At 71.7% G+C, this 12,850-nt stretch carries 12 protein-coding genes; 8 read left to right on the plus strand and 4 right to left on the minus strand.

Annotated elements, in window-relative coordinates:
- Positions 1-66: 66 nt before the first annotated feature.
- Both GUI43_RS10895 and GUI43_RS10900 read left to right on the plus strand, forming a co-directional pair.
- Positions 67-927, plus strand: coding sequence for a hypothetical protein (locus tag GUI43_RS10895; RefSeq protein WP_249037714.1), 861 nt, complete (start codon positions 67-69; stop codon positions 925-927).
- Positions 928-1,044: 117 nt separating this feature from the next.
- A complete protein-coding gene (locus GUI43_RS10900) occupies positions 1,045-1,374 on the plus strand; it encodes a hypothetical protein (RefSeq protein ID WP_030331319.1) in 330 nt (109 codons plus the stop codon).
- Between the two features lie 45 nt (positions 1,375-1,419).
- Here GUI43_RS10900 and dacB read toward each other — a convergent pair whose 3' ends face one another.
- Both dacB and GUI43_RS10910 read right to left on the minus strand, forming a co-directional pair.
- Entirely contained in the window at positions 1,420-3,003 is a 1,584-nt protein-coding gene (gene dacB, locus GUI43_RS10905; protein WP_112582256.1) for a D-alanyl-D-alanine carboxypeptidase/D-alanyl-D-alanine endopeptidase, read from the minus strand.
- A gap of 66 nt (positions 3,004-3,069) precedes the next feature.
- Positions 3,070-3,786, minus strand: coding sequence for an MIP/aquaporin family protein (locus GUI43_RS10910; protein WP_112601802.1), 717 nt, complete (start codon positions 3,784-3,786; stop codon positions 3,070-3,072).
- Positions 3,787-3,910: 124 nt separating this feature from the next.
- Between GUI43_RS10910 and GUI43_RS10915 the strand changes: the two genes are divergently transcribed.
- Together GUI43_RS10915 and GUI43_RS10920 are read left to right on the plus strand one after the other, a co-directional pair.
- The gene (locus tag GUI43_RS10915) at positions 3,911-4,969 is read left to right on the plus strand and encodes an NAD(P)-binding domain-containing protein (protein ID WP_249037715.1); all 1,059 of its coding nucleotides are present in this window, start codon (positions 3,911-3,913) and stop codon (positions 4,967-4,969) included.
- A gap of 192 nt (positions 4,970-5,161) precedes the next feature.
- Positions 5,162-5,443, plus strand: a complete 282-nt coding sequence (locus GUI43_RS10920; protein ID WP_091393621.1) for an adhesin — start codon at positions 5,162-5,164, stop codon at positions 5,441-5,443.
- An 8-nt stretch (positions 5,444-5,451) separates the two neighbouring features.
- Here the strand turns inward: GUI43_RS10920 and GUI43_RS10925 are convergent, their stop codons facing one another.
- Positions 5,452-6,522 (minus strand): beta family protein, encoded by a 1,071-nt coding sequence (locus GUI43_RS10925; protein WP_181541735.1) that lies wholly within the window; start codon positions 6,520-6,522, stop codon positions 5,452-5,454.
- Between the two features lie 91 nt (positions 6,523-6,613).
- Between GUI43_RS10925 and GUI43_RS10930 the strand changes: the two genes are divergently transcribed.
- From GUI43_RS10930 to GUI43_RS10945, 4 genes are all read left to right on the plus strand, one after another.
- The gene (locus GUI43_RS10930; RefSeq protein ID WP_112698727.1) at positions 6,614-7,492 is read left to right on the plus strand and encodes a sulfotransferase domain-containing protein; all 879 of its coding nucleotides are present in this window, start codon (positions 6,614-6,616) and stop codon (positions 7,490-7,492) included.
- 247 nt (positions 7,493-7,739) lie between these two features.
- A complete protein-coding gene (locus tag GUI43_RS10935) occupies positions 7,740-8,132 on the plus strand; it encodes a cupin domain-containing protein (protein ID WP_091397116.1) in 393 nt (130 codons plus the stop codon).
- Between the two features lie 42 nt (positions 8,133-8,174).
- A complete protein-coding gene (locus GUI43_RS10940; protein WP_112698728.1) occupies positions 8,175-9,974 on the plus strand; it encodes a glycoside hydrolase family 15 protein in 1,800 nt (599 codons plus the stop codon).
- 257 nt (positions 9,975-10,231) lie between these two features.
- The gene (locus tag GUI43_RS10945) at positions 10,232-11,599 is read left to right on the plus strand and encodes a pectate lyase (protein WP_112698729.1); all 1,368 of its coding nucleotides are present in this window, start codon (positions 10,232-10,234) and stop codon (positions 11,597-11,599) included.
- Positions 11,600-11,650: 51 nt separating this feature from the next.
- On the opposite strand, the gene GUI43_RS10950 is transcribed toward GUI43_RS10945, so the two are convergent.
- A complete protein-coding gene (locus GUI43_RS10950; RefSeq protein ID WP_112698730.1) occupies positions 11,651-12,841 on the minus strand; it encodes a threonine synthase in 1,191 nt (396 codons plus the stop codon).
- Positions 12,842-12,850 lie beyond the last annotated feature (9 nt).

The following is a 12,850-nucleotide window of genomic DNA, read 5'->3' on the forward strand; positions in this document are numbered from 1 at the left end:
ACGCGGGCTGGTTCGAGGGCTGGCGACGGGCCGCCGAAGCACCGTCCGCGCGCCATTACCGCCGGGGTGACCCGCAGGGTGTTGCGCCGCGCCCGACAGCGGCGGCGCTGGGCGGTGGAGGGAGCCGCCGTACTCGTCTGCCTGGTTGTGTTGATCTCGTACCTCGCCACCAGGCCCGGTCCGGCGCCGGACGACGACCAGGCGCGTGGTCCGGGCGGCGTGCCCGCCGGTGCCGCCCGTTCCCCCGGTTTCCCGGCCGCCGACGGGCGCACCGGCGAGGCGGGGCCGGCGACGCCCGGCCTGCGTCCGCGCCAGCGCCCACCCTCGCCGGACCCGACGCCGTCGGCCAGCACGCCTGCCCCGCCGCCGGCTAAGCCCGGTCCGCCGTCGCTGACGGTGAGCCGGGGCGAGATGCCCGCGATCGTCAACCTCACCGCTGTTGGCGCCCGGGACTGGGTGCACTGGGGGGAGCGCGGCGGCGGGTCGATGAACCGAAAGCGCTCCGGCTCCGGCGAGATCATCGACGGGGGTGGCCCAGGCCGGCGGGTCGGTTGGGACGGCAACCAGGAGTACGTGCGCTGGACCGACGGCACGCCGGAGCGGTCGACAAGCGGCAGCTCCAACGGCGTCTACGCCTGCGGTGCCGGGAACGGGTTCAGCCTCGCCGTCGCCGGCAGTGGTGAGCCGCGCACCGTCGAGCTCTACGGTGGCATATGGATGGCTCGGGGGCGACTGGAAGCGCGGCTGTCCACCGGCGGGCCCGCCAGCACCGCCCGACTGGAAGACCCCTACACCAGTCAGAGTGCCCGGTTCACCATCCGCTTCACAGTGCCGAAGGGTGCCCGGCTGCTGCTGAGCTGGACCGTCGAGAAGGTCTTCACGTCGCACTGCGGCAACGTCGGCCTCCAGGCCGTGACGGTGCGTTGACTGACTGACTGATCGCTGCGCGTTCGGCCAGCGGGACAGTTTGTCCGTCGCGGACCGTCGATTGCGTCGTAACTTTTTGCTGTCCCCATCCGACCATCCAGTGTGGAGGCAGCGGAGATGAGTAGCAGCACCGCCCACCGCGTCCGTCGTGCCGCTTCGTCCGGCACCGGTGAAGCGTCCGGGGAGGTTCTTCGCGACATCCCCCTGCCGCCGTACGTGACGGGCGAGGACACCCAGTTCGCCGTACGGGCGGTGGTGGTGCACGCCCCCCGACGGTGGTCCGGGGGTGTGGTCTGCCGTAACGATGCCAGCCCGCACCCGTGCCGCCTGCACCGCTGGGGCACCCGGGTGCTGGCGTTGCGCGGGCTGCGGGCCGCTGAGATCGCCGCGCTCATCGAACGTGGTGACCCGACGGCGGTGGTCCCCCCACCGGACCGTCCGGCCTGAGCGCTCGCTGGGCCGGGAGGCGCGTTCGCGCCTCCCGGCCGTCGCTCAGCAGGTGATCGGTTTGACCCAGGAGCACTCGACGCCCTCCGGGGTGCGCGGCGTCTCCGGCACCGCCGGCCGGGCCACCCGTGCTGTCGACGCACCACCCTCGCGGAAGCCGGCCAACGCCACAGCGATCTGGTCCTCGAGCGACTTCACCGACGCCGTGAGGTAGTTGTTCAGCAGGATGGAGAACGCCAGCAGTCGACCATCGGCGCTGGTGACGTAGCCGGAGAGCCCGGAGACACCGGTCAGGCTGCCGGTCTTGGCGTGCACGTTGCCCGCGGCCGGTGTGCCGGCCATTCGGCTGCGCAGGGTGCCGCCGACGAACCGCTCGGGCTGACCGGCGATCGGCAGCGCCGCGTACCAGGTCGCGAACCATGGTTCGGCGCGAACGGCGCTCAGCAGGTCGACGAATTCCGTCGCCGGGATCAGGTTGCGCCGGGACAGCCCTGAGCCGTCACGCTGGCGGAGTCTCCCGGTGTCCATTCCGGTGTCGGCGACATACTCGCTGATCGCGGTGAGACCGGCCGTCCAGGTGCCCGAGCCGGAGAGCACCCGACCGATCTCCTTGGTCAACACCTCGGCGTGCCCGTTGTTGGACAACTTCAGGAACGGCGTCATCAGCTCGCCCAGGCTCATCGAGTCGTGGCGCGCCACCGGCTGGGCCGTCTCCGGGGTGGGCTGGCCGAGCACGGTCCGGCCGAGCACCCGGATGCCGTGTCGGTGCAGCGCCGCCCGGAACACGTCGGCCGCGTAGCCGGTGGGTTCCCAGACGGTGACCCAGTCGCTGGCGGGCTCGTCGCCGACGGCGATCTGACCGGTCACCACGACGGTGTTGCCGCCGTGCTCGCGCTCGATCGAGATCGAGGTCTCGCCGTCGCTGACCGTCTGGGCGCGGTTGTCGACGTGGACGTACCCGGTGGCGGGGGTGGTGGTGACCACCGGCGGGGCGCCGGCCCGGTCGGCCGGTGCGGCGTGCACGATCACGGTGCCCGCGTCGTAGTCGGTGTCCGGGGCGACGGTCAGTGCGGAGACCTGCGCGGCGTAGTAGTAGGGCTCGTCGTCCCAGGTCCAGTCGGGGCCGAGCCGGGTGCGGTCGTAACGGGTGTCGTCGGCGACCAGGTTTCCGGTGACCACTCGCACGCCGTCGGCGGCGACCTGCGCGGCGAGCGCGTCGTAGTCGGTGGCGAGCATGGTCGGGTCGCCCCCGCCGCGCAGGTAGAGATTGCCGGAGAGCAGGCCCGCACGGCGCTTGCCGCTGGCCCGTACGTCGGTGCTGAAACGGTGACCCGGGCCGAGCAGCTCAAGGGCGGCCGTCGAGGTCAGCAGCTTGGTGTTGGACGCCGGAACCAGCCGGCGGTCACCGTTGCGGTCGTAGAGCGTCTGTCCCGTGCTGGTGTCGACCACGACCACCGACGCCTGCGCGCCGGCCAACCGGGTGTCGGCGAGGATCGTGTCGATGGTGGCACGCAGCTGGGTCGTCGCGGGGGTGGGCGACTCGGCCGTGGCACCGGGCGCGGCGGCGGTGGCCGCGGTGGCGACCAGCGCGAGCAGTGCGAGGGCCCGGGGAAAGTGACGGCGATGCATCTGCTGATGCTGTCACGGAGATATTCGCCGGAGAAGGCCCTCAGGCGAAAGATATTGCCGTCTGGGCTACTTCGGCCCGCCGACCGTCTTCTCGTGGCCACCCCAGTAGTGCCGCTGCGCCCCCATCACCAGTGGTGCGACCAACGCGGCGAGCGCCCCGCCGAGCAGCGGGAAGACGATGAACACCCAGAGCTGCCGGAGCGCCACGCCGCCCTCGAAGACCGCCGGACCGAACGCGCGGGCCGGATTGACCGCCGCGCCGGTCAGCGTCACGCCCACCAGTTGGGTCACGGCCAGGGCCAACCCGATGGCCAGCCCGGCTGTGCCCGGATTTTCGCTCCGACTGGTCACCACCAGCACGACCAGCACGAAGAGGAAGGTCAGCACGACTTCCAGCACGGCCGCGCCGCCCCGGTTGATGTGCGCGCCGTAACCGTTCGTGCCCAGGGCCCCGGTCTGGTCCGCTACGTCACCCCATCGGGTGAGCGCCCAGAGCACGAAGCCCGCGACGGTCGCGCCGAGGAACTGCGCGATCCAGTACGCCACCGCCCCGAGCACCGAAATCTTGCCGGAGAGCAGCACACCGAGCGTCACCGCTGGGTTGACGTGGCTGCCGGAGAGCGGGCCGATCGTGTAGACGAGGGCCACCATCACGAACCCGAAGGCCAGCGCCACCACCACCACGCCGCCCTGGACCCGTGCCGCGACCGCGCTGCCCACCCCGAAGAACACCAGCAGCAGGGTGCCGAGGAACTCGCCCGCGTACCGACGGAAGTCGCTCATTCACTCAGCGTAGGTGCAGGTCAGGTGGTCGACGTCGGAATGGCCGGCTGTGATCGGCGCGACGGTCGAGGGCGGGCACAGCGGTGACATCCGGGGCGTTGCAGCACACGTGGACACCCACTCCGTGGACGTCGTGGTAATCGGCGCCGGGCAGGCCGGCCTGAGCGCCGGCTATCACCTGCACCGCACCCGCTTCGCGCCCGGCAGCGGCTTCGTCATCCTCGACGCCGACAAGGCTCCCGGCGGTGCCTGGCAGCACCGCTGGCCGACGCTGGTCTTCGACCGGGTGCACGGCTTCCACGACCTGCCCGGGCTGCCGCTCCCGCCCACCGACCCGCAGCGCCCGGCTTCCGAGCAGGTCCGCGCCTACTTCGCCGCGTACGAGAGGGCCTTCGACCTGCCGGTGCGGCGGCCGGTGCGGGTCCGGGCGGTGCGCTCCCGCCCCGACGGCCGGCTGGATGTGCACACCGACCGGGGCACCTGGACCGCCCGCGCCTTGATCAACGCCACCGGCACCTGGACCCGACCGTTCTGGCCGCACTACCCGGGCCGGTCGACGTTCCGGGGACGCCAGTTGCACACCGCCGACTACCGAGGGCCGGCCGAGTTCAGCGGCCTTCGCGTGGTGGTGGTCGGCGGCGGCACCTCGGCCGTGCAACTGCTCGGCGAGGTCTCCACCGTCGCGGCGACCACCACCTGGGTGACCCGCCGGCCGCCGACGTTCAACGACGAGGAGTTCGGCCCCGAACTGGGTCGGGCCGCTGTGGCCCGGGTGGACCAGGCGGTCCGGGCCGGCCGACCGCCGGGCAGTGTGGTGGGCGTGACCGGTCTTCCGGTCACCCCGGAGGTACGCCGACTGCGCGAGCGCGGCGTCCTCGACCGGCTACCCATGTTCGACCGGATCACGCCCGACGGGGTGGCCTGGACGGACGGGAGGTCCGTACCGGCGGACGTGATCCTGTGGTGCACCGGCTTCCGGGCGGCCATCGACCACCTCGCCCCGCTGGGGCTGCGCGCGCCCGGCGGCGGTATCACGATGGACGGCACCCGGGTGGTCGCCGACGCGCGGGTTCACCTGGTCGGGTATGGCCCCTCGGCCAGCACGATCGGGGCCAACCGGGCCGGTCGCGCGGCGGTCAACGAGATTCGCGCCTGGCTGGCGCCGGCCCCCGCTCTCCACTGACCTGGCTCTATTTGACGGATGGCCCGCCAGCGGGCACGGTGGGAGTGACGGGGCCGTCAGCTGCCCCGATTCGATGCGACGGCGATGACCGTTCGCCCCTCTGTCGCCTCCCACGTGTGCTCGTACGCGGGCCGACTGTCCGGTCCGCGCGGTATCCGACCGCGAGCCGAGAATCCACGAGGAGTTCCATCAATGCTCACCATGACCGATAACGCCGTGCTCGTCATCCGTGACCTCGCCAACCAACAGGACGTCGCCCAGGACGGCGGTGTACGTATCGCCGCCGACACCGAGGCGGGCTCGCTCACCGTCGAGCTGGTGCCCGAACCGGTACAGGGCGATCGGGTGGTCGACAACCAGGGCGCCCGGATCTTCCTGGACGAGGACGCCGCCGAGCTGCTCGGCGACGCGTCGGTGGACGCCACCGTCGACGACGAGGGCATCATCCAGTTCGGCTTCACCGAGAAGCAGTAGATCCGGCTTCACCGCAGCGATCGTCCCCGCTGCGGTGGTGGCCCCTGCCCGGGGTGCCACCGCGGCGCGCCGTCGCCGGCCGGATGCAACAGCGTGGCGAGCACGTGGGCCAGGTGGTGCGAGGTGCTCCACGCCGCCCAGTTGGCGGTCGAGCCGGCCCCGGCACCCCGGCGGGCCCGGCGCAGCAGCTCATGGTCACCCCACGAGAAGGCCGCACCCGTGGTCGGCCAGTGCGGTGCCGACACCAGCGTGCGACACAGGTCGGCGAACCGGTCGTCGCCCCGGCCGCCGCGTCGCGCCCAGCGGTAGACCCACCAGCTGCCGTCGTCGGTGTAGCGCACGGTCGGCAACCGGTCGCCAGGGTCACCGGTGCCCGGCCCGGCCGGGTGGACGCCGTAGTCGCCGTAGTCGACCCCGGCGTCGGCCAGACGTCGCCACAGTTGCCAGTCCCAACGCTCCAGCTGGACCGGCTCGTCGATGGGCAACCGGGACAGCGTCGGCGGCATACCGCCCGCCGCCACCGTCACCGACCGCCAGGCGTGCCGGCGCGCCCAGTCCAGCAGGTGGCGTACCCGGGGCTCGGCGGTCCGCACGTCCGCCGGGCAGCAGACGTCTCCCGCGTCCACCAGCAGGTCGCACTCCTCCGGGGCGAGGCCGGTGAACCGCCAGATCCGTTCCACAGCGGTGGTGCTCGCGTCCGGCCCGGCCCGGTCCTGGCCGGCCCGCAGCCGGATGAGCGCGCGCCGGCCGTACGCCCGCGCCGCAGCGCCGTGCGCGACCAGCCGGTGGTCGCTCTCGGAGAGCCCGATCACCGGCACCACCGGTACGCCCCAACGGGTCAGCTCCGCCTCGGGGATGTCGGGCAGTGCGCTGACGTCGATTGCGGGCAGCAGCCCGGATGGCAACCGGCGAACAGCGTCCATCGTGGACCGACCGATAGCGCCGATCTCCAGGATCGGGGCGACCAGTGCGGCGTACGCGGGATCGAGGTGGCTCAGGGCCTCAAGCTCGCCTCGTCGGCTGGCGAGGATGGGGCGGTAGACCGGTGCCGCCGCCCGGCCCCCGTGCGCGGGCACCATAGTTCAATCTAGCCAGGCATACGCACATCCCCCAGGAATGTAAGCCGGAATTCGGCTGCTGCACTGTCGGTTCGGCGACTACCATCCACCGATGCCCACGCCAATTCACCGTTACCAATCCGACGAAGAGGACAGCGCGCGGTGGACCGGTTTCCCGTTCCGTGACGGCGACATCGTGATCAGCACCCGGTCGAAGAGCGGCACCACCTGGATGCAGATGATCTGTGCGCTCCTGGTGCTGGGCACCCCGGAGTTGCCGGCGCCGCTGACCGTGCTGTCGCCGTGGCTGGACTGGTTGGGCGAGCCGCAGGCCGCGGTGTACGACCGGCTGGCCGCCCAGCCACACCGGCGGTTCATCAAGACGCACACCCCGCTGGACGGGGTGCCGCTCGACCCCCGGGCGCACTACGTGGTGGTGGCCCGGCACCCGCTGGACATGGCGGTCTCCCTCTACCACCAGAGCGCCAACCTGGACCGGGCGCGCATCGCCGAGTTGACCGGCCAACCCGCCCCGGCCGGGCCACCCCGAGAGCGGCCTCCGGTGCGGGAGTGGTTGCTGAGCTGGGTCGACCGGGAGGTGGACCCCCGCGTCGAGCTGGATTCGCTGCCCGGGGTGTTGATGCACCTGAACGACGCGTGGGCCCGCCGGCACGAGCCGAACGTCGAGCTGGTGCACTACGACGACCTGCTGGCCGATCTGGCTGGTGAGATGCGCCGGCTGGCCGACCGGTGGCAACTCCCGAGCCCAGGGCCGGAGTTGGTTGAGGCCGCCACCTTCGGTCGAATGCGGGAGCGTGCCGACCGGCTCGCACCGGACACGCTCGGCGTGCTGCGTGACCGGCAGGCGTTCTTTCGCCGGGGAGGCTCGGGTCAGGGACGTGACCTGCTGGACGAGGCGGGTCTCGCCCGCTACCAGCAACGGGTCGCGGCGCTGGCGCCGCCCGACCTGCTCAGCTGGCTGCACCGCTAGGCCCCCAGGCGGACAAGAGCGCACGGCGCCGTTTCGACAGTGGTCGGAACGTCGCCGTGCTCTGGCCGTCTCCCACCACCGCAGCCGTTCGGCGGTACGCCGGCGGGGACCTGGCTCGACCGGCCGTTCGCGCCGGTCAGCGTTGTCGATCCCCGGTCCGCGTGGATCCAAACCCGCCAGCCGTGGGGAATTGCACCATTCGCCAGTCCCGGCGTGACGCGCCGCCGGACGGGGTATGAGCGTGGACATGGAGCATTTCACTATCGCGACTGTCGCCGAGAAGAGCCCGGATTTCCGGCGCGTGCTGTGGACCGGTGAGCACACCCAGCTGGTCATCATGACCATCCCCGCCGATGGGGAGATCGGCGAGGAGGTGCACGAGGACATCGACCAGATCCTCACCTTCGTGAGCGGCGTCGGCGAGGCGCGGGTCGCTGGCGCGAAGCGGAAGGTCGTCGCGGGCGACCTGGTTGTGGTGCCGGCGGGCACCAAGCACAACTTCGTCAACACCGGTCCCAACCCGCTGGTGCTGTACACGGTCTACGGGCCGCCGGAGCACGCCGACAAGGCCGTGCACAAGACCAAGGAAGAGGCCGACGCGGCCGAGGCGGCGGGCGAGGACGAGCCACCGACCGAGTGATGCGTACGGCCTGATCCGGGCCGATGCGGGTACCCCCGGCGGGTGGAGCAGCAGCCGCAGATTTCCGACTACGGGTTTCTCTCGGACTCTCGTTCGGGCGCCCTGGTCGGCAAGGACGGCTCGGTCGACTGGTGGTGCCCGAACCGGTTCGACGGGGCGTCCGTGTTCGCGCGGTTGCTCGACCCGGGAGCCGGCCACTTCCGGCTGGCGCCGGTCGGGGTCGGCGGGCCGGGTCACCGGGTGGAGCGCGCGTACCTGCCGGACACGTTGGTGCTGCGGACGGTGCACCACACCCGACACGGCAGCGTGGCGGTCACCGACGCGCTGGCCGCCGAGGTCGGCGCACGCGCCCACGAGCTGGGCAAGAACTCACCCGCCGTGTTGATCCGGGTGGTCGAGGGGCTTTCCGGGCGGGTACGGATGGCGTTGGACTTCGCACCCCGCCCGGAGTACGGCCTGCTCACGCCGTACCTGCACGAGCAGCCGGACGGCGGGGTGCTGGCCGGTGCCGGCCCGGTGGTGCTGATGTTGCGCGCCGGGGGTCTGCACCTGCGGGCGGGCACCGACCGGGTGACCCACGAGTTCGAGGTCTCCGCCGGTCAGGTGGTCGGGATGGACCTCGCGTTCGGCGAGGCGTACGGCGACCCGCCGGCCCGGATGGACCCGCTGACCACGCTCGCCGAGACGACGCAGGCGTGGCAGGCGTTCCGGGAGACGCACGGGTACTCCGGCCGCTACCCCGAACTCGTCAAACACAGCTCGACGGTCCTGACCGGCCTCACGTACGCCCGCAGTGGCGCGGTCGCCGCCGCGTTGACCTCATCGCTGCCGGAGCAGATCGGCGGCGACCGGAACTACGACTACCGCTACTCGTGGCTGCGGGACTTCTCGTTGACGATGCGGGCTCTCTGGGTGGCGGCCTGCCCCGACGAGACGTCCCGGCTGTTCGCCTGGGCGACCCGCTCGATCGGCCGGTTCGGCGATGAGCCCGTGCCGGTGCTCTTCGGGCTGGAGGGTGAGCGCGACCTCTCCGAGCACCACTGCACCCACCTGCGCGGTTACCGCGACAGTCGACCCGTGCGGGTCGGCAACGACGCCTGGCGGCAGCGGCAGCTCGACGTGCCGGGTGAGGTGATGTCGGCGGTGTGGCGGCTGCGCGACTACCTGGGCGCGCGGTTCGAGGACGAGCTGCGGGAGATGGTGCTCGGCCTGACCGAGCAGGTGGCGGCGACGTGGCACCTGCCGGACCGGGGGATCTGGGAGACCCGCGACGAGGAGCGCCACTACGTCTCGTCCAAGGTGTCCTGCTGGTTGACAATGGACCGGGCGGTGGGCCTCGCCGACCGGCTCGGTGATCGGGCCGACCCCCGTCGCTGGGCCCGGGTACGCGACGAGATCAGCGACACCGTGCTGCGCGAGGGGTGGAACGACCGGATCGGGGCGTTCACCGGCGCGTTCGGCTCGGCGGAGCTGGACGCCTCGGTGCTCGCCCTGCCGGTCACGCACTTCCTGCCGGCCACCGACCCACGGATGCGCTCGACCATCGCGATGGTCGAGCGCGAGCTGGGCACCGAGGACGGCCTGCTGCGGCGTTGGACGACCGACGGGGCCGGATTCCTGCTGTGCTCGTTCTGGCTGGTGGAGTGCCTGGTGATGACGGGTGAGCAGCAGCGCGCCGAGGCGCTCTTCGAGCGGGTCGTCGGTCACGCCAACGACGTGGGGTTGTTCAGCGAGCAGATCGACCTCACCACCGGCGCACAGCTCGGCAACACCCCGCAGGCGCTCTCGCACATCGGGCTGATCAACGCGGCGTGGCGGATCACCGAGCCGGAGAGCTACTGATCGGTCGGCGTTACGTCCCGGCCGGAATCCTGCAACAGACCTGCAAGCGCAAGGCATTGACGTTGATGGTTGGGCGGTCCTAGCCTCGAAGGAGTGGGAAAGCCCTTTCCCCAGGGCTTCAATCCCGCTTCACTCCGCTTCGGATCCGGGCGTCCGGCGGGGGCGCACACCGATCCCGTTCAGCGCAGCACGCCGTGCGAACACGTCTCGGTACGGCGGCCGAGGGATCACCACCACATGCGTCAAGGAGGACACCTGTGCAGAAAAGACGACTCTCCGGCCGCCGACCACTCCTGCTTGCGGTGGGCGCCGGGGTGACCGCGGCGGCCCTCGCCGCCGGCATGACCTCGGCCTTCGCGGCCACCGTCTTCAGCGACGACTTCAACGACGGCAACACCTCCGGCTGGTCCAAGTCGGGCGGCACCTGGACCGTCGACGGCTCCGGCGTGCTCAACCAGTCCAACGCCGGCAGTGAGCTGGCCCGCCAGTTCGCCGGCCAGACCAGCTGGACCGACTACTCCGTGCAGGCCCGGGTCAGGCCGACGAGCTTCGGCTCGTCCAGCGCCCTGGTCGGGCTCGCCGCCCGCTCCACCAGCAGCACCAAGATGTACCGGCTGGCCCTGCTCGGCTCCGGTCGGGCCGAGCTCCAAGCGGTCAATGGAAGCTCCGTCACGGCGATCGGTTCCGCCTCGATCGGGGTCGGCACCGGCACCTGGTACACAGTGCGCATCGAGACCAGCGGCAGCACCATCCGCGGCTTCGTCAACGGCACCCAGATCGCGTCCGGCAGCAACAGCCTGGCCGGTGCGGGCCGGATCGGCCTGGTCACCGCGTACGCCAGTGGCGGCTTCGACGACGTGCTGGTCGACTCGTCCGGCGGTGGCACCCCGACCACACCGCCACCGACGACCACTCCGCCACCCACCACGCCGCCGCCGACCACCACACCTCCGCCCGCTGGCTGGCCGACACCCACCGGCAGCCAGAAGGTGGACGCCACGATCCCGGTCTCCGGCTCCTTCGACGGTGGGCTCAAGCGTTACTACGGCATCGGTGACGGCGGGCAGAGCGAGAGCCAGGACCCGATGTTCGAACTGGCCGCCGGCGCCACCCTGCGCAACGTGATCATCGGCGCCCCGGCCGGCGACGGCGTGCACTGCGAGGGCAACTGCACCCTGATCAACGTCTGGTGGGAGGACGTCGGCGAGGACGCGGCGACCTTCCGCGGCGGCACCACGTACACCGTCGACGGCGGCGGGGCCCGCTCCGCCAGCGACAAGGTCTTCCAGCACAACGGCTCGGGCACCGTCTACATCAAGAACTTCCGGGTGGAGAACGCCGGGAAGCTCTACCGGGCCTGCGGTAACTGCTCCACGTCGTACCAACGGCACGTGGTGATCGACAACGTGATCGTCCGGAACACCGACGCGATCGCCGGCATCAACACCAACTGGGGAGACACCGCCCGGTTCAGCCGGATCACCATCGTCGGCGACCCGGATCGGGAGACCTCGATCTGCGTGAAGTACAAGGGCGTGCCGAAGGGCAGCGAGCCGACCGAGATCGGCGAGGGCGCCGACGGCGTCAACTGCCTCTACTCGCCCTCGGACATCACGTACCAGTAGACCGGCACGACGGCACCCCGCGGACCGCCCGGTCCGCGGGGTGCCGCCAGGTCACCCCATCACTGGTACGCCGGAGACGTCGACAGTGTCCGGATACTTCAGCCCGGCACCGGTGTTGAGCACCACCACCCGTTCGCCGGCCCGGATCCACCCGCCCGCTCGCAGTTGTCGGGCGGCCGTGAGGCAGGCCGCCCCCTCCGGGCAGAGCAGCAACCCCTCCCGGGCGGCGAAGTCCCGCAGATCGGCCAGGATGTCCGCGTCGTCGACGGCGACCGCCGTGCCGGAGGACTCCCGCAGCGCCGCCAGGATCAGCTCGTCGCCCAGCGGGGCCGGCACGGTGATGCCGAACGCCACAGTGTGCGCGTCCTCCCACGGCTGCGCCCGGTTCTCGCCGGCGGCGAAGGCCCGCACGATCGGCGCGCAGCCGGTGGACTGCACCGCCACCAGGCGGGGCAGCTTGTCGCCGATCCAGCCCAGCTCGCGCAGCTCGTGCAGCGCCTTGTGGATGCCGATCAGGCCGACCCCGCCGCCGGTCGGATAGATGATCACGTCCGGCGTCTGCCAGCCGAGCTGCTCGACGATCTCGTACCCCATCGTCTTCTTGCCCTCCAGCCGGTAGGGCTCGCGCAGCGTGCCAGCGTCGAAGATCGCCCCGTTCGACTCCGCGATCAGCTCGGCCACCCGCCGACCGGCGTCGCCGATCAGCCCGTCGATCAGGCGCAGGTCGGCACCGGCGGCGACGCACTCGCGCCGGCAGATGCTCGGCGCCCCCAGCGGCATGACGATGGTCGCGCCCATTCCGGCCCGCGCGGCGTACGTGGCCCAGGCCGACCCGGCGTTGCCGTTGGTGGGCATCGCGATCCGCTCGACGCCCAGCTCGCGGGCCCGGCTCACCCCGACCGCCGCGCCCCGGGCCTTGAACGAGCCGGTCGGGATCAGCCCCTCGTCCTTGACCATCAGGTCCGCGATGCCGATCTCGGTGCCGTACGCCGGAGTCCGCAACAGCGGCGTCCAGCCCTCACCCAGCGTGGTGACGTGCCGAGGGTCGGCGACCGGCAGCACCTCGCGGTAGCGCCACAGGTCGGCCGGGCGCAGCGGAAAGCGTTCCGGGGTGACCGCCTTCGCCACGGCCGGCAGGTCGTAGCGGGCCAGCAGCGGCGACCCGCACTCGCAGAGATTCTGTAACCGGTCGGCGGCGTACTCCTTGCCGCAGCGCGGGCAGTCCAGGTGAGTCAGGTACACGTCGCTCCT

Origin of the sequence: Micromonospora noduli (assembly GCF_003264365.1) — a bacterium.
GTDB lineage: Bacteria > Actinomycetota > Actinomycetes > Mycobacteriales > Micromonosporaceae > Micromonospora > Micromonospora noduli.